Here is a 16,633-nt window from a genome sequence, read left to right on the forward strand (position 1 = left end):
GAGCCGGTCGAGGACGTGCGCGAGCTGCCGCCCATCGGGATCTACAGCATTCCGGAGATCAGCTTCGTCGGGAAGTCGGAGGAAGGGACGAGGACATCAGGACGTTCGTACGTCCTTCGCGACCACGCCGTGCTGCAGCACGAGCACGACGTTGTCCGGCTCGGCGAACAGGGCGGGGTTCTCCAGGGGGTTCTCCGCGAACGCGACGATGTCCGCCTGCTTCCCGACCTCAAGGGTGCCGATCTCGCCGTCCAGCCCGAGGAGGCCGGCGTTGACGCGCGTGGCCGCGATCAGGGCCTCCATGGGTGACTCGACCGCTGCCCGCAGGGTCAGCTCCGCACCCCGGCGGCTCTGGTCGGGCCCGATGAGGTCCGACCCGAGTCCGACGCGGACGCCGGCGGCCTTGGCGGCGCGCAATCCGTCGATCATCGCGTCGCGCACCCGCGCCGCCCGCTCGGCGAAATGACGGGGCAGGCCGAGCCCGTCGACGTTCGAGATCACCGCCTCGACGGCGGCGAGTGTGGGCACGAGGGAGACGTGGCGGTCGGCCATGAGCGCGGCCGTCTCGTCGTCGATGCCGGTGCCGTGTTCCACGCAGCGCACGCCGGCCCGGACGGCGTTGCGGATGCCTTCGACGTTGTGGGCGTGGACGGTCACGTAGGTGCCCCGGGCCGCGGCCTCGGCGACGGCCACGGCGATCTCCTCGACGCTGAACTGGGTGTCGGTCAGCTTGTCGTGATGGGAGATGACGCCACCGGTGACGCACAGCTTGAGGAACTCGGCACCGCCCCGGAAGGATTCGCGCACGTTCTTTCGCATCTCATCGGGCCCGTCCGAAAGCGTGGCCAATGTCCGCAGGCCGGGAACCACCCGGCCGCGCCACATCTCGGAGGGCTCCCACTCGGAGGCGTATTGGCCGTGTCCTCCGGTCTGGCAATGGATGGGGCCGCACTGCACGATCCGGGGCCCGGCGACCTTGCCAGACGCGACGACGCGGGCGAGGCCGGCGTCGATGCCCCCGCAGTCTCGCACCGTGGTGAAACCCGTGCGCAGGGTCTGGGCGCAATTGGCGAACATGTCGGCGGCGATCTCCGCGACGGACATGCCGAACCCGACGCTCGCCTCGAGCCGGCTGGCCAGACCCATGTGAACGTGCGCGTCGATCAGGCCGGGCGTCACGGTGAGGCCGGTGCAGTCGACGACTTCGGCGCCGGGCGGGGCGGAGCCGCCGATCTGCGCGATTCTCCCGGATTCGATGAGGAGCCCGGCAGCTTCGGGGTCGCGCCCGGTCGCGGTGATGAGAGTGGCGCCGTGAAGCCAGAGGCTGGCGGTCATGGGCAGAGTGCTCCTTCAGCATGCGTGTCGAGGAGGTCTGGAGGGAAATCACTCGTCCGGTGTCAGGGAATCGCGGACGCGCTCACCCGGTCTCGACGGATGATGGAGACTTTTCCCGTCCGAACCATTAGTCTGGGTATGGACATACACTATGCTCGTACGCAAAGCTGCACAAGAGCGCTGCCCCGCCGGCCGAACAGGAGGACATACGCCTTGACGTCAGAACCGAAGGTGCGGAAGTCGGAGCGGTTGCCGCGCGGCGCACTCGACCGAGAGACGGTGGTCGCCGCCGCGCTCGCGATCGCGGATCGCGACGGTCTCAGCGGCGTCACGATGGCCCGCGTGGCCGACGCGCTGGGTGGCAGCCCGATGTCGCTCTACCGGCACCTGAACGACAAGCAGGAACTGCTGGACGCCGTGGTCGACCTCGCACTGTCGGAGTCCCCGCGCATCGCTCAGGACGGACGGCCCTGGCGGGTGCGTCTCGAGGAGTTCGGGCTGGAGTCCCGGCGCAACACGTTGCGGCACCCGGCCCTGGTCGAGATCCACCTGGAGAACTCCGTCCGCGGGCCGGGCGCGGCCGCCGTCGGGCTCGACATCATCGATCTGCTGCACAAGGCCGGCTTCGACGACGACTCGTCGATCCGCGGGTACATGTCGCTCCGCAACTACCTCCTCGGCGCCATGGCCTGGGAGATCTCGAGGTTCCGCGGCGGCGGCGAGGAATTCGCCCACCAGGTGGTCAACACGTTCGTGCACGAGGACACACCGGCGGACTCGCCGCTACGCCGCCTCGGCGACGTGCTCGCCGTGGACCCGGAGGCGCAGTTCATGTTCGGTTTCCGCTGCCTGCTCGACGGGTTCGAGGCCGAGCTGCGCCGCATCAAGAGACGGGCAAGACAGGAGCAGTGACAGCTCATATGACAGACGTCTATCGTCGGCCGACCTTCGTCGACATGGTCTCGCGCTCACTCCAGAACCATCCGGACCGCGTCGCGTTCATCACCCCGGCCGGTGACCTGTCCTACGAACAGCTGCGCCGGCTGATCGCACGGATCGCGTTCGCCATGCGGGACGCCGGGGTACAGCCGGGGGACGGTGTGGCCATGCTCGCCCCCAACCGGCCCGAGGCGTTCGCCACGCTGATCGCCGCGATGTCGCTGGGCGCGCGGTACACCCCGTTGCATCCGATGGGCTCCTTGGCGGACCACGTCACCGTCTGCGCCGACGCCGAGATCACGACGATCGTCGCCGACGGGTCGCAGTACGCCGAACACGGCGCGGCTCTCGCGGCCGAGCTGGCAGCGGGTCCGCAGGTGCTGCACATCGGCGGCGGATCGGCGTCCGACGTCCTGGCGGGCCCGGACACCGACCGGCCCATCCCCGCGCTGGCGCGCGAGTCCGACATCGCGTTGCTCGGATACACCGGCGGGACCACCGGCCGGCCCAAGGGCGTGATGCTCCCCCATCGTTCGCTGGTCACGCACCTCTACCTCAGCGTGGCGCACTGGCAGTTCCCCGCCGAGCTCCGGTTCCTGGGCTCGACGCCGTTGACCCATGCGCTCGCGGGCATCGTGCCGCCGGTGTTCCATCAGGGCGGAAGTGTGGTGCTCACCAAGGGCTTCGATCCCGCGGAGTTCTGCGAGATCGTCCAGAGACACCGGATCACGGCGACGTTCCTCGTGCCGAGCATGATCTACGTGCTGCTCGACCACCTCGCCGAGCACCCCGCGGATCTGTCGAGCCTGCGGACGATCCTCTACGGCGCGGCGCCGATGTCACCCGACCGGCTCGAGCAGGCTCTCGATGTGTTCGGACCCGTGTTCGTGCAGTTCTTCGGGCAGAGCGAGGCGCCGAACACCGTCACGTGCCTCAGCAAGGAGGACCATGACCTGCGGCGGCCCCAGCTGCTCGCCTCCTGCGGAAAGCCGCACCCGACGCTGGACGTCGCCGTTCTCGACGACGACGACCAGCCCTGCGGAGTCGGCGAGCGGGGAGAGGTCTGCGTCCGCGGCCCGCTGGTCATGGACGGTTACTGGAAGCAGCCCGAGCTGACCGCGGAGACGCTGCGGAACGGATGGCTGCACACCGGCGACGTCGGTTACCTGGACGAGGAGAACTTCCTCTACCTCACCGATCGCAAGAAGGACATGGTGATCACCGGCGGGTTCAACGTCTATCCGCGCGAAGTCGAGGACGCCGTGGTGACGCATCCGGAGGTCGCGGCGGCGGCGGTCATCGGAGTGCCGGACCCGAAGTGGGGCGAAGCGGTGACGGCCTTCGTCGTCAGAACCCGGGGTGCGACCGTGACGCCCGAGGAGCTCATCGCCCTCGTCCGCGAACTCAAGGGCCCTGTGCACGCCCCGAAGCGTCTGGAGTTCCTGGACGCCCTGCCGCTCACGCCCCTGGGCAAGGTCGACAAGAAGCACCTGCGAGCACGCTTCTGGGACGAGCACGACCGAGCCGTGAACTGACCGCATTCGGCAGGAGAAGAATCGATGAGCACCGCAACCGTCACACGGCCGCGCTGGGTCGATGACGAGGGGGTCGCGCTGGGCGCACTCGCCCGCGACTTCTTCCAGACCGAGATCGTCCCGCACTTGGAACGCTTTGACCGGCAGAAGTACGTGGACCGGGAGGTATGGCGCAAGGCAGGGGCGCTCGGACTGCTCTGCTGCGAGGTGCCCGAGGAGTACGGAGGAGGAGGCGGCACGTTCGCGCACGACGCCGTCGTGTTCAGCGAGCAGGCACGTTCCGGGGACACCGGGCTCGGCAACTCGGTGCACAGCGGGGTGGTCGCCCCTTACCTCGTCGCCTACGGCTCCGAGGAGCAGAAGGCGCGCTGGCTGCCTGGGATGGCGACCGGTGACATCATCGGCGCCGTCGGCATGAGCGAACCCGGTGCCGGCACCGACCTCAAGAACGTCAGGACCCGTGCCACCCGCAGTGGTGACCACTACCTGCTCAACGGGTCCAAGACGTTCATCAGCAACGGTGCGCAATGCGATCTCATCATCGTCGTCGCCAAGACGGATCCGGCGGCGGGCCGCAACGGGATCTCCTTGCTGGTCCTGGAAACGGCGGACGCGCCGGGATTCCGGCGTGGGCGGGTGCTCGACAAGCTGGGCATGCACGGCCAGGACACCTCGGAGCTGTTCTTCGACGACGTGCCGGTGCCGGCGGCGAACCTGCTGGGCGAGGAGGGCGCGGGCTTCGGGATGATGATGCGCGACCTTCCCCGGGAGCGCCTGGTCATCGCCCTCAACGCGGTGGCGGCCATGGAACGCGCGCTGGAGGAGGCCATCGCGTACACGAAGACCCGCGAAGTCTTCGGCGCGCCGCTGTTCGCCATGCAACACGTCAAGTTCGAGCTCGCGGAGCTGGCGACGGTCGTACGGACGTCCCGGGTCTTCCTGGACGACTGCGTCGAGAAGTTCATCGCCGGCACCCTCGATCCCGCGACCGCGTCGATGGCGAAGTGGTGGCTGACCCAGAACCAGTGCGATGTCACCGATCGATGTCTGCAGCTTTTCGGCGGGTACGGCTACATGCGGGAATACCTCATCTCCCGCCTGTACGCCGACGCGCGCGCCCAGAAGATCTACGGCGGAACCAACGAGGTCATGAAGGACCTCATCGCCCGATCGTTGTGAAGGAACGCGTCGTCGTGATCGTGTGCGGCGGCGACAACGACCCGGCGGCCCTGTCCTGACCCTCCCCCGGCTCCAAGACGTCCACCTGGCGAACCTGCACGCGAGGAGCTAGCACGATGACCGATCCCCATCGACTGCACGGCGACGCTGTCGTGGTCGACACGCACAACGACCTGATCCTGCTGGTGGACCACTTCGACCGGCGGGAACAACCTGACCATTTCGCCCGATTCTGGCTGCCGGAGCTACGTGCCGGGGGCGTCGACGTGCAGGTGCTGCCCATCTGCATCGAAGATCGGTTCCAGTCCGAGGGGGCTCTGCGCCGGACGCTGCTGCTGGTCGAGCGGATCCATGAACTCGCCGCCGAACACAGCGACGACGTGGCGGTGTGCCTGACCGGCGCCGACGTCGACGCCGCCACCGCGTCCGGGCGCATCGCCCTGATCATCGCCCTGGAGGGCGCCCATGCCGTCGGGCAGGACCCCGCGCTGGTGCGCACCATGGCACGGGTGGGGGTCCGGGTGATCTCCGTGGCGCACTTCGGCCGCACCTTCCTGGCCGACGGCAGCGGCCTGGACACGACCTCGCGCGGCCGCCTGACTCCGGCGGGCATCACCGCGCTGCGCGAGATGGAGGAGCTGGGCATCGTCTTCGACATCAGCCATCTCGGGATCGCCGGCGTCGAGGATGTGCTCTCCCTGGCGACGCGGCCGTTCCTGGCCACGCACTCGGCATGCCTGGGCATCGCCGACAGCCACCGCAACCTCGGCGATGCGCAGATCAAGGCGATCGCCGAGCTCGGCGGGGTCATCGGCGTCGCGGCCGCCATTCCGTTCTTCATCGACCCGGCCAGCCCGTCGGCCGATCGCGTCGTCGACCACATCGAGCGCGTCATCGACGTGGCCGGCATCGACCACGTGGGGCTGGGACCGGATTTCATCGACGACTACTACCAGAACGTGCTCGGTGGCTGGCTCGGCACCTGGGCTCCCCCGACCGACGGCCATGCGTACGTGCCGGCCGAGATCTCCCGCCCCTCAGACCTGCCGAAGATCACCGAGGTGATGGTGCGCCGCGGGTTCGAGGAGTCGGACATTCGCAAGGTGCTCGGCGAGAACGTGTTACGCGTCCTCCGTGAAGTGATGGGAAGGCCGACCAAGTGACCGTGTCAGATGACCTCCAATACCTGCTGATGAGCAGGGAGCCGCGCACGCCGACCGCCTTCGCCGCGGCCGACATCACGATCGAGACGGTGTTCGTGACGATGCGGGACGGCGTCCGGCTCGCCACCGATCTGTACCTGCCCCCGGAGCTGCCCGCCCCCGTGGTCGCGGTGCGCACGCCCTACGGTCGCGACTCCGACCGGCTGGTGTCGGTCTTCATCGCGTTCGCCCGCCGGGGCTATCTCGTGGCGGTGCAGGACCTGCGCGGCACGGGTGACAGTGATGCCGAGGACCACGACTTCTACATGTTCGAGCCCCAGGACGGCTACGACTTCGTCGAGTGGGTCAGCGCCCAGGACTGGTGCGACGGGTTCATCGGCTCCGTCGGCGGCTCGTACGTCGGTCAGGTGCAGTGGCCGATGGCGACACACCCGAAGATGACCACGATCCTTCCGGAGGTCAGCGGCATCGGGGTGGGCGTCAAGACGGCGTCGCACCACATGATGGTCAACGCCCTCGCGCGCTCGATCGGCCACGGTACGGACAAGTCGGACGTCCCGTTCTGGCAGCTCGAGTCGATGATGCTGGACGAGACCCTGTCGACGGGCTTGTTCAACGAGCCGTTCGTCAGTCCGTCGCTGGCGGAGCTGGCGGAGTCGTTCCCCGCGCTCAAGGGCCTGCCCCCGGTCGAGGCGCGGGCCTGGTTGTGGGCGCACTACTGCTCGTTGACGTGCGCGGAACGGGCCGACTTCATCCGGGGTGTCACAGGGTCACCCCACATCACCTTCCTCGACGTCGAGCAGATGGGGCCCCTCTTCGGCCAAGGCATCTCGATCGACCGGCACACGTTGCCCGCCGTCGACCCCGCGCGGCAGGTCGCCGAATTCCAGGCGATCCCGCTGTTGCGCACCGGCTGGTACGACTGGTACATCAACGACGCGCTGGCCACCTGGGAGCTCCTGCGCGAACACGCGCCCGAACCGCTGCGTTCCCAGGCCCGGATCGTCATCACCCCGTCCGCGCACAACCTCCCCGGCTACAAGGAAGGCATGGGGGAGCACCCGGAGCTGCAGCACAACCACTGGTCCAACGTCGACTTCACGCTGCGCTGGTACCAGACCGTGCGGGAGGGGTCGATCGACGACTGGCCGCGCGTCATCTACTACCTCATGGGCGCCAACGAATGGCGCGGCGCGGACGACTGGCCGCTTCCCGAGGCCGAGGACACGCCGTTCTACCTGGGCGCCGGCGGGACGCTGAGCACCGCGGCCCCGCAGGAGCGGCAGGCCGCTGACCACTACGTCTACGACCCGCTCGACCCGACCCCGACCGTGGGCGGCAGCATCGTCTCCTGGGTCTATCCGCCGGGAAGCGTGGACGTCAGCGCGGTCCAGCAGCGCGGCGACGTCCTCACCTACACGACGGAGCCGTTGGCGCACGACGTCGACGTCGTGGGCAAACTGCGCATGGTGCTCTACGCGAGCTCGACCGCGGTGGACACCGACTTCGCCGCGCGGCTGAGCGATGTCTCCCCGGACGGGCGGGCCGTCCAGTTGCAGAACGGCCTGCTGCGCACGAGGTATCGCGACCTCGACCGCGGCGCCGAACCTCTCGTGCCCGGGGAGATCTACCCCCTGGAGATCGACATGTGGGTCACCGCGAACAGGTTCAAGGCCGGCCATCGCATCCGCGTCGACGTCAGCTCCGCCGACTTCCCGCGGTTCGACCGGAACACCAACCTGGGTGGCGCGCCAGGAGATCCGATCGCGGCGACACAGACCGTCCACCGGGACGCGCCGCACCCCTCGCACGTGGTGCTGCCCATCTGCCCGGCCACCTGATCGGGAGGATCGAATGTCCTACCAGTACCTGTCCCTCCGGGAACACGGCGCGACCACCGTCGTGACGATGAACAAACCACCGGTCAACGCGGTCAACCTGAGCATGTACGAGGAGATCCGCGACCTTTTCGGGCGGTTCGACGAAGTACTGCCGGGGGTGAAGGCGGTCGTGCTCACCAGCGCCGTCAAGCACTTCTGCGCGGGGAACGAGCTGGCGGAGTTCCTCACGCTGACCGAGGCCAACGCCGCAGGACGCATGCGGCTGGTCCGGGACGCCTTCGCGTCGATCTACGACTGCCCGGTCCCGGTGGTCGGCGCGGTCCGGGGGGCCGCGCTCGGCACCGGTCTGGCGATCGCCGCGAGTTGCGACGTGGTCGTGGCCGGTGAGAGCGCTCGTTTCGGGACGCCCGAGGTGAGCGTCGGCGTGATGGGCGGAGCCGCTCACCTCGCCCGCCTGATTCCGCAACCGATCATGCGGGCGATGTACTTCACGGCCGACCCGTGGCCCGCCGCCGATCTCGTCCGGTTCGGGTCCGTGCTGCAGGTCGTCCCGGACGACGACGTGCTCGAAACGGCGCTCGGCCTGACCGGGAAGATGACGCGGCACAGCCTGGCCGCGCTGCGCCATGCCAAGGAGGCGTTGAACACCATCGAGTTCATGGACCTGAAGTCCGGCTACGAGTTCGAGCAGCGGATGACCGGGCGTCTCGCCGCCGAGCCCGACGCCAAGGAGGCCGTCGCCGCGCTCCGCGAGCACCGGGTGCCCGTCTATCGCGACCAGCTCGGCCGGCCTTGATCCCATGACCACACAGAGCTCCCGGGCCCGCGTGTCCGCCGAAGCACCGGCCGGAGTCGTCGACTCGTTGTGGGTGTACCCGGTCAAGGGCGCCGTGGGCGTGCCGGCCGGTGAGGTCGGCGTCCTGCCGGGCACCGGCGTGCCGCACGACCGTTCACTCGCGATCGCGCGCGGCGACCAGCCCGTGCCGCCCCGGACGGCGTGGCGGCCGCGATCGGCCTTCATGCAGGTGGCGCGCGATCCGGACATGACGCAGGTCACGGTGACGATGCTCGGGGCCGGCGTGGTCGAGCTCCGCCACCGCGCCCACCCGGACGGGCCGCCGGTGCGTTCGGACCAGCCTCAGGAAGACCAGGAGGCCGTCCTGCGCCAGTGGTTCGGCGACCCTGGGCTGCGCCTCGTCCACGCCGACGCGTCGGGCCTGTGGGACCTCCCGGACACCGAACTGTCCCTGCTCAATCTGGCCTCGGTGCGCGCGCTCGAACGACTCACCGGCTGCGCGCTCGACACCCGGCGGTTCCGCGCCAACGTCCACCTCGACGGCCTGCCCGCGTTCGCCGAGTTGTCCTGGGTGGGCCGGCGGATCCGGCTCGGCGACTGCGAGGTCGAGGTGATCCGCCCCATCCAGCGCTGCCGCGCGACGTCGGCGAACCCGGGCACCGGGGAGCGGGACCTCGAGCTCCCCTCCATGCTCGCCCGAGCCGTCGGCCACCCGCACCTGGGTGTCTACGCGCGCGTGGCCGAGCCCACCCGGCTTCGGGCCGGCGCTACGGTGGTCGTGGGTGACCGGCCCGACCCGACCCGGCTCCTCGACGGGCTGCGGGAACGCCATGAGGCGACGCGGACCTGGCCGCGGGAGAACGAAGTCGTCGAGACGGTCCGCGAGGACGCCCGGACGGTCAGCTTGTGGCTCCGCGACCCCTACCTGCTGCCGGTGCCGGCCGGCCAGCATGTCCGGGTGCACCTGCCCACCGCGGACGGCGGGCTGACCTGGCGTGCCTACAGCGTCTCCGGCCTGCGGGACGACCGGCTCCGGATCACGGTGCGTCTGCGCGGAGAGGTGTCGCGGCGCCTCGCGGCGCTGGCCGCCGGCGACCGCCTGCTCGTCTCGGGTCCGTACGGGGCTCCGGCGCTCTCCCGGGAGCAGCGGCCGTTGTACCTGGTCAGCGCCGGCATCGGCATCACCCCCGTGGCCGCGGTGTTGCGGCAGCTGGTGGCGACCGCCGACCGCCGCCCGGTCTCCGTGCTGCACGTCGACGCCGACAAGGAGAGTGCGGCGCTGTGGCCCGAGGTCGCCGAGCACGCCCGGCGATCCGGCGGGACGGCCACGCTCTTCGAGACCCGCCCGGCGGGCGCGGCCGCGCGACGTCCCACCCCGCGCGACCTCCTCGACGTCCTGCCCGGCGACCGCCACGCCGACGCGCAGGCGCTGGTGTGCGGCTCGACCGGCTTCGTGGACACGGTGTCCCGAGCCCTCCGGGCGGCCGGGGTCGACGCGGATCGTCTCCATGCCGACCCGTTCCTCTCCCCGGCGACCGACCCGCCCGTCCGGCGGCCCGCGCCGAGTCCGGGCCCGCACCCGGTGACCTACCTTCCCGACGGCACGACGGCGACCTGGACGAACGCCGATGGCACGCTCCTTGAGCTGGCCGAGCAGCATGGGGTACCGGTGCCCTACTCCTGCCGGTCCGGCGCCTGCGGCACCTGCGTGCTCGACGTGGTGCGGGGAGAGGTCTCGTATCTCGTCGATCCGGCACTGCCGCCGCATGCGCGGGCGGTGCTGGCCTGCTCCGCGGTGCCGGCCGGGCCGGTCACCCTACGACGGCCATCGGTTTGACCTTTGTCCTAGTCCGCGACCACGGAGCCGCCCGTGTACGGCCGGGTCAAGCGGGTCAGGACATCGTGGTAGGCGTCCATGAACGCGGTACGGACGTTGTTGCGCTCAAGGGCGGCGACGCCTCGCACGGTCGACTCCCCCGGTGTGCCCACCTCCCGGCGGACGGCGAGGGTGTCGCCGTTCCGTTTGATCAGGAGTTCGGCCGTGCCGGCCATCGTCTCCAGGAACATGGTCGTCGCGTTCCCGAGGTCGAGACCGTGGCAGACCGCGGCGTCGATCGCGGCCTCGGCCAGGACGGCGATGTAGGCGGGCATGACCCCGGCCGTCGCGGTGGCCAGGTCCATCTGGTGCTCGGGAAGCACCACCACCTTGCCGAGTCTGGACAGGAGGCCGACCGCGCACTCGCCGCCCGCGGCCACGGCGATCACGCCTCTGCGGACCTCGACCGGGGTGTTGGGCATGATCCGCACGACCGTGGCGCCGGGGTACGCGCTCCGGAGCGACGCGACGGTGGTGGGGCCCATCATCGAGATCACCGTCTTCCCCGTCGCGTCGATGCCCTCGGCGACAGCCGCCAGCTGGTCGGGACGATGGCCGAGGAAGATCGTCGCGGAGTGCCGGAAGAGGTCGGCGTTGGTGGGCATGACCCCTCCGCCCAGCTCGGCCACGAGAGCCGTCGCCCGCCCGGATCCCGCGTCCGTGGCGTAGATCGGCTCACCGAACCCACGGGCGATCGCAGCGGCCATGTTGCCTGCGCCAACGAAACCGATCATCAAGATCCTTTGTCAGACGGAACGACTGGTCACCTGAACGTAGAGCGGCTGCATCGCCTTGACTTGCGTCGTGGGTCGAGGAGACGCACCGAAGTTTCCGACGCTCGTCGTTAGAGCCGCGGCCCCGGTTCAGGAAGCATCTAAGCCATGACTGAACGAAGGCCGAAGACCCAGAAACCCGCCCCGGTCAGCGAGCGGGTCAAGATCCGGCGACGTCCCGCGCGCGGCTCGTATGACCTGGACCTTGTTCGCTCGATCTTCGACGACGCGCTGCTGTGCCACGTGGCCTTCGTGGACGACGGGGATCCGGTCGTCCTGCCGACCTTGCACGTCAGGATCGGTGACGAGCTGCTGATCCATGGTGCGCGGCAGAACCGCATGATGAACAAGGTCGCGGCAGGGATCCCCGTGTGCATCGAGGCCACGATGATCGACTCGGTCGTCCTGGGACGCAGCGTTCTCCAGAACTCGGTCAACTATCGATCCGCCGTCGTCATGGGTGAGGGACGAGCCGTCGAAGATCCGGACGAGGTGCTGCCGCGGATGCACGCGCTCATCGACAAGTGGGCTCCGGGCCGGCTCCCGTTCCTTCGTCCGCTCACCGACGCCGAGCTGCGGTCCGTGCTCCTCGTCTCGGTCCCGATCACCGAGGCGTCGGCCAAGGTGCGCACCGGCGATGCCAATGACGCCGACGCCGACCGCTCCTGGCCGGTCTGGGCAGGTCAGATCCCGCTCAGGGTCGTCGCCGGCTCCCCGGTGCCGGACGACCACGTGCCGGCGGACATGCCCGTTCCCGGCCACCTCGTGGGATGGGGCGAGAACCGGTCCGGGGTCTGAGCATGGCTCGCGGGGCCGCCGGAGGGGAGCTTGATCGTCAGCTTTGACGCCGAGCGGCACGGATAACATGCTGACCATGGCGTCCGAACTCCAGCATCTGACTGACGCTCTCGGCCACAGCCTGAAGCGCAACGTGTCCGTCGACGACCCGACGATGCACCAGATCGCGTTCTCCTCGCACGTCTACGAACCGATCGACCTGCTCCGGCAGCAGACGATCCTGCGAAAGGATTTGCCTCCCGAGGTGGCCGCGTGGCTCCGCTCCGCCGGTGCCTTCAACGCTCGAGGGCCCTTGCGTCCTCCGCTCAACGAGGGCATCGGCGGGACCGAGCAGCGCTTGTGCCTTCCTATCCGGCGCAACGGGCTGCTGGTCGGGTTCCTGTGGATCCTGGAAGGTGAGACCGAGCTCTCCGACGACGAATTCGCCACCGCACTCGGCGCGGCCGACAGTCTCGCGGTGGTCATGCAGCGCGAGCGGCTGGCCGGTGAGCTGCACCGAGCCCAGGTCAGGGAGCTGGCGACCGAGCTGATCTTCGCCGCCGAAGCAGCCGCGCGGCGTGCGGCGGCGGAGAAGTTGCTGGAGGCCGAGCTCTTCGTGCCGAACGAGCCGCTGTTCGTCCTCGTCGTCTCCCTCCACGCGGGCCGCAGAGCGATGTCGGACGAGGAGCGCAGCGCGCTGGAGGGCCGGCTCGACGGCACCGGCCGCAGGCTCAGCGAACGGCGGCACCTGGGTCTGGCCCGGCGCGACCACGGGCTCCTGGTGCTCTCCGACAAGGATCCGCTGATCAGCGGGCACGCACGGGAGCGCCTCTGCCAGGATCTGCTCGCGGACCTGGTTCGCGACCTGCCGGGCACGACCCCGTTGATCGGGGTCGGCGAGGTCGTCGACGATCTCGCCGACGCCTACCGCTCCCATCGCGATGCCGAAAGGGCGGCGCGGGTCGCCCGCCGCGTCGGCGGCCTGGGCACGATCGTGCGAGCCGGCCAGCTCGGTGTGTACGGCTTACTCGCCCGCGTCCCGGAGGAGGAGCTGAGTGCCTCAAGCGTGCCGCGGGGACTCCTCGATCTCCTGAGATCGGGCGCCAAGGGCAAACAACTGGTCGACACACTTGAGGCGTATCTCGAGAACGCGGGCGACGGGCCGGCGACCGCCGAGCAGTTGTACGTTCACCGGACCACCCTCTACTACCGGCTCCAGCGCATCGAGGAGCTGACGGGTGCCCAGCTGTCGAACGGCGAGGACCGGCTGGCCTTCCATCTCGGCCTCAAGATCGCGACCTTGCTGGGGCTGCGATCGGTGTCAGCCGACGAGGGAAGTCCCGCCCGGCGGGCGCCCTGACGGCTCGCCGCCTGATCCGGTCACGGTCACCCGGCCTGAGATCTCGATCTGGATCGGCCGGTCCGGTGAGCCGCGCAGATCATCGTCGGCGGAACTCGCCGTGAAGGCGTTGCCGAACGGGCTCACGTGTGCCAGCCGGCTGCCCGGAACCACGTCGCCGTCCTCGACCGCCAGGAGGTAGCGAGCACACGTGCCGGTCCCGCACGGTCCCCTGTTCAGGATCGCGTCGCCCCAGATCACCGCGCTCGTCGTGCGCGCGGCGTGCACCGGTGTGGTGAGCAGGAGCATGTTCGGTCGCGCCAGGCCGGGCGTGCCCGCGCGCAGGGCTCTGAGGAGAGCCGAGCCACGCTCGGTGAGAGCGTGCGCCTCCGCGGTGGAGATCTCCAGCGCCAGCTCGGCCGCGGAGACCGCGGCGAAGACGTTGCCTCCGGCCGCCACGGTACGGACCTGGAGTCGCCTGCCCTCGTAGGGGACGTCGGCGACGTCGACCCGGGAGGAGCCCGGCGGCATGCTGAGGGCGATGCCGGCCTCCCCTGAAGACCGAGCGGTGATCACGCCCGCGCCCGTCTCGAACCTCACCTCGGGCCGGGACCCGAGAAGATGCATCGCGGCGAACATGCTCGCCTCACCACAACCACCGAGCGGCCCGCCGGCGGCCACGAAGACCAGCCCGTGGTCCGCGTCCTTCTGGACCGGCCTGACCAGGACCGCGACGATCGCGCCGGCGTCCCCGGCCCGCACGTCGAAGTAGTCACGCCGGATCTCTTCCAGGGTCTCCGCCATCAGGGCGGGAACCTCGCGCATCCGCGAGGCGGCATGGGGCACGACCGTGGCGTCGTAGCAGGCGACCGGCTGGCCTTCGGCGTCTCCGAACGACAGCGGGGTCACAGCAGGCCACCGCGGTCGGCGGGCTGGTAAGCGGTCACGACGACGGCGCCGCCGAGTCCGATGTTGTGCTGGAGGGCCACGGCCGCGCCGTCCACCTGGCGGGCGCCGGCCTCGCCGCGGAGTTGCCACGTGAGCTCGGCGCACTGGGCGAGGCCGGTGGCACCGAGGGGGTGGCCCTTGGAGATGAGGCCGCCGGACGGGTTCACCACCCAGCGGCCGCCGTAGGTGGTGTCGTCGTTGTCGACCAGCAGGTGCGCCTCACCCTCGCCGGCCAGGCCGAGCGCCTCGTAGGTGAACAGCTCGTTCGGGGCGAAGCAGTCGTGCAGCTCGATCACGTCGACGTCGTCCGGGGTGAGCCCGGACTGGGCGTAGACCTTCTCCGCCGCCTTCCGGCTCATGTCCGTGCCGACCAGGTTGATCGCGCTGCCGGTGTCGAAGGTCGAGCGCATGTCGGTGACCATCGCCTGGCCGACGATCTCGATCGCGCGGTCGCCGAGGTCGTGCTCCTCGACGAACCGCGCGCTGGCGAGCACCGCGGCGCCGGAGCCGTCGGACGTCGGCGAGCACATCAGCCTGGTCAGGCCCGCGTCGGCGTAGACCATCTTGGCGTTCTTGATGTCGTCGACCGTGTAGACGTCCTGGAACTGGGCGTACGGGTTGTTCGCCGAGTGCCGGTGGTTCTTCGCGGCGATCTTCGCGAAGTGCTCCGGCGTGGAGCCGTACCTCTCGTTGTGCTCCAACCCGGCGACACCGTACATCCACGGGGCCGGCGGGGCGGCGAACGCACGCATCTCGGCCAGCGCCTGGACGTGCTTGCGCAGGGGCCACTCGCGGTCCTCGTACGCCGCGCTCAGCGAACCTGGCCGCATCTTCTCGAAGCCCAGCGCGAGCGTGCAGTCGGCCAGGCCGCCGCGGATCGCGTTCGCCGCCAGGTAGAGCGCGGTCGACCCGGTGGCGCAGTTGTTGTTCACGTTCGTGATCGGGATCCCGGTCATGCCGAGCTCGTAGACCGCGCGCTGGCCGGAGGTGGACTCACCGAACATGAACCCGACGTGGGCCTGCTCGATCTTCTCGAACGCGATCCCGGCGTCGGCCAGCGCCTTGGTGCCGGACTCCCTGGCCATCGCCGGGTAGTCCCAGCCCTCCCGGCGTCCTGGCTTCTCGAACTTCGTCATGCCGACACCGATGACGTAGACCTTGTTGGCGCTCTTCTCCTCGACCATGGTCGACAGACTCTCTTCCGCCTCCGCGCATCGGCAATCGACAGCTGATGAACGTTGCGGCCCTCGATTGCGACAACCGGTCGGGTACCCGCGCCGACATTGCCTTCGCCGCCAGTCATTGCAACAAGCCCTTGCATTCAAGCCCAGCGCCATTGCCTCGATTTGCCGCTGCAACCAGTGCAAACGTCGTTAAATCCATTGACTTGATACCGAACGCAACATAGCTTTCGCATTGCGTCAAATACGCACCACCGCGGAGCGCCGTGGCGGCCGGTTGCCGCGAAGCCTTGCGCAACCCTGAGGCGTACAGTCATAGTGTACGCACATACGTGATCGCGTACGGCGCTTGATCTGGGCCTCGCCGGATCGCGCGGTACGCGGGCACAGGTCATCGACGCTTAGGGGGCACCTTGAAGGGCGGACGCCGGCTTGCGCACGGCGCGATGGCGATCATCGCCGTCGTCGCGTCGGCGGGATGTGGCCTCACGGAGCTGGACGACCTGAATTTCCGCCTTGACGATCGGTTGTCCTTCGTCAGCCCCGAAGCCCGGTCGACGGTGCGGTCCCCGGTCGCCGTCACCTGGACGATGGACGACTTCCGGATCGCGGCGGAGGGCAGCGAGCCCCCGTCTCATGACGTCGGCTACTTCGCCATCTTCGTCAATCAGCCGCCGATCGAGCCCGGCCACACGATGGACGACGTGGCCGAGGGCGACTCGCTCTGTGAAGGGTCGCCGAGCTGCCCGGACGCGACCTACCTGACCAACCACGACGTCTACACCACGACGAGCACGTCGTTCGAGATTCCCTCGATCCCGAATCTCCCCGGGAGCAAGGAGGAGTTACAACTGCACGCCATCACGATCGTGCTGATGGACACCTCCGGACGTCGCATCGGCGAGTCGGCCTGGGACCTCGAAGTCCGTATCAAGAAGGTTGGTTTCTGAC

At 69.4% G+C, this 16,633-nt stretch carries 14 protein-coding genes; 10 read left to right on the forward strand and 4 right to left on the reverse strand.

The features are described from left to right. Positions 1-96: 96 nt before the first annotated feature. Positions 97-1,335, reverse strand: coding sequence for an amidohydrolase family protein (locus tag ACWD0F_RS34725; protein WP_449883368.1), 1,239 nt, complete (start codon positions 1,333-1,335; stop codon positions 97-99). 213 nt (positions 1,336-1,548) lie between these two features. Between ACWD0F_RS34725 and ACWD0F_RS34730 the strand changes: the two genes are divergently transcribed. From ACWD0F_RS34730 to ACWD0F_RS34760, 7 genes are all read left to right on the forward strand, one after another. After that, positions 1,549-2,247 carry a TetR/AcrR family transcriptional regulator gene (locus ACWD0F_RS34730; RefSeq protein WP_449883371.1) on the forward strand — a complete coding sequence of 233 codons (699 nt, stop codon included), beginning with the start codon at positions 1,549-1,551 and terminating at the stop codon, positions 2,245-2,247. An 8-nt stretch (positions 2,248-2,255) separates the two neighbouring features. Beyond that, positions 2,256-3,809: an AMP-binding protein gene (locus ACWD0F_RS34735; RefSeq protein WP_449883374.1), complete on the forward strand. Its 1,554-nt coding sequence runs from the start codon at positions 2,256-2,258 to the stop codon at positions 3,807-3,809. Positions 3,810-3,833: 24 nt separating this feature from the next. Continuing rightward, the gene (locus tag ACWD0F_RS34740; RefSeq protein ID WP_449883377.1) at positions 3,834-4,988 is read left to right on the forward strand and encodes an acyl-CoA dehydrogenase family protein; all 1,155 of its coding nucleotides are present in this window, start codon (positions 3,834-3,836) and stop codon (positions 4,986-4,988) included. 116 nt (positions 4,989-5,104) lie between these two features. Then, positions 5,105-6,151: a dipeptidase gene (locus tag ACWD0F_RS34745; RefSeq protein ID WP_449883379.1), complete on the forward strand. Its 1,047-nt coding sequence runs from the start codon at positions 5,105-5,107 to the stop codon at positions 6,149-6,151. Beyond that, positions 6,148-7,992 carry a CocE/NonD family hydrolase gene (locus ACWD0F_RS34750; protein WP_449883382.1) on the forward strand — a complete coding sequence of 615 codons (1,845 nt, stop codon included), beginning with the start codon at positions 6,148-6,150 and terminating at the stop codon, positions 7,990-7,992. The genes ACWD0F_RS34745 and ACWD0F_RS34750 overlap by 4 nt, the downstream gene beginning before the upstream one ends. Before the next feature lie 13 nt (positions 7,993-8,005). Next, complete coding sequence (locus tag ACWD0F_RS34755) at positions 8,006-8,788, forward strand: enoyl-CoA hydratase-related protein (RefSeq protein ID WP_449883385.1); 783 nt, start codon at positions 8,006-8,008, stop codon at positions 8,786-8,788. A gap of 4 nt (positions 8,789-8,792) precedes the next feature. After that, a complete protein-coding gene (locus tag ACWD0F_RS34760) occupies positions 8,793-10,625 on the forward strand; it encodes an MOSC domain-containing protein (RefSeq protein WP_449883387.1) in 1,833 nt (610 codons plus the stop codon). Between the two features lie 8 nt (positions 10,626-10,633). Here ACWD0F_RS34760 and ACWD0F_RS34765 read toward each other — a convergent pair whose 3' ends face one another. Continuing rightward, the gene (locus ACWD0F_RS34765) at positions 10,634-11,398 is read right to left on the reverse strand and encodes a pyrroline-5-carboxylate reductase family protein (protein ID WP_449883390.1); all 765 of its coding nucleotides are present in this window, start codon (positions 11,396-11,398) and stop codon (positions 10,634-10,636) included. 147 nt (positions 11,399-11,545) lie between these two features. Here ACWD0F_RS34765 and ACWD0F_RS34770 point away from each other — a divergent pair, with 147 nt between their 5' ends. Beyond that, positions 11,546-12,235: a pyridoxamine 5'-phosphate oxidase family protein gene (locus tag ACWD0F_RS34770; protein WP_449883393.1), complete on the forward strand. Its 690-nt coding sequence runs from the start codon at positions 11,546-11,548 to the stop codon at positions 12,233-12,235. A gap of 76 nt (positions 12,236-12,311) precedes the next feature. After that, the gene (locus ACWD0F_RS34775; RefSeq protein WP_449883396.1) at positions 12,312-13,574 is read left to right on the forward strand and encodes a PucR family transcriptional regulator; all 1,263 of its coding nucleotides are present in this window, start codon (positions 12,312-12,314) and stop codon (positions 13,572-13,574) included. Here ACWD0F_RS34775 and ACWD0F_RS34780 read toward each other — a convergent pair. Further along, complete coding sequence (locus ACWD0F_RS34780; RefSeq protein ID WP_449883399.1) at positions 13,536-14,462, reverse strand: proline racemase family protein; 927 nt, start codon at positions 14,460-14,462, stop codon at positions 13,536-13,538. The two genes, ACWD0F_RS34775 and ACWD0F_RS34780, sit on opposite strands and share 39 nt — an antisense overlap. Continuing rightward, positions 14,459-15,685: a lipid-transfer protein gene (locus tag ACWD0F_RS34785; RefSeq protein ID WP_449883402.1), complete on the reverse strand. Its 1,227-nt coding sequence runs from the start codon at positions 15,683-15,685 to the stop codon at positions 14,459-14,461. Before ACWD0F_RS34785 ends, ACWD0F_RS34780 begins: the two co-directional genes overlap by 4 nt. 410 nt (positions 15,686-16,095) lie before the next feature. Here ACWD0F_RS34785 and ACWD0F_RS34790 point away from each other — a divergent pair, with 410 nt between their 5' ends. After that, on the forward strand, positions 16,096-16,632 hold the full coding sequence (locus tag ACWD0F_RS34790) for a hypothetical protein (protein ID WP_449883405.1): 537 nt from the start codon (positions 16,096-16,098) through the stop codon (positions 16,630-16,632). The last annotated feature ends 1 nt before the right edge of the window (position 16,633 follow it).

This window comes from Nonomuraea sp. NPDC002799, from assembly GCF_053592075.1.

Coding starts and splice junctions, on each gene's coding strand:
- ACWD0F_RS34725 (WP_449883368.1), bottom strand. CDS start 1,335: ATGACCGCCAGCCTCTGGCTTCACGGCGCCACTCTCATCACCGCGACC.
- ACWD0F_RS34735 (WP_449883374.1), top strand. CDS start 2,256: ATGACAGACGTCTATCGTCGGCCGACCTTCGTCGACATGGTCTCGCGC.
- ACWD0F_RS34740 (WP_449883377.1), top strand. CDS start 3,834: ATGAGCACCGCAACCGTCACACGGCCGCGCTGGGTCGATGACGAGGGG.
- ACWD0F_RS34745 (WP_449883379.1), top strand. CDS start 5,105: ATGACCGATCCCCATCGACTGCACGGCGACGCTGTCGTGGTCGACACG.
- ACWD0F_RS34755 (WP_449883385.1), top strand. CDS start 8,006: ATGTCCTACCAGTACCTGTCCCTCCGGGAACACGGCGCGACCACCGTC.
- ACWD0F_RS34760 (WP_449883387.1), top strand. CDS start 8,793: ATGACCACACAGAGCTCCCGGGCCCGCGTGTCCGCCGAAGCACCGGCC.
- ACWD0F_RS34765 (WP_449883390.1), bottom strand. CDS start 11,398: ATGATCGGTTTCGTTGGCGCAGGCAACATGGCCGCTGCGATCGCCCGT.
- ACWD0F_RS34770 (WP_449883393.1), top strand. CDS start 11,546: ATGACTGAACGAAGGCCGAAGACCCAGAAACCCGCCCCGGTCAGCGAG.
- ACWD0F_RS34775 (WP_449883396.1), top strand. CDS start 12,312: ATGGCGTCCGAACTCCAGCATCTGACTGACGCTCTCGGCCACAGCCTG.
- ACWD0F_RS34785 (WP_449883402.1), bottom strand. CDS start 15,685: ATGGTCGAGGAGAAGAGCGCCAACAAGGTCTACGTCATCGGTGTCGGC.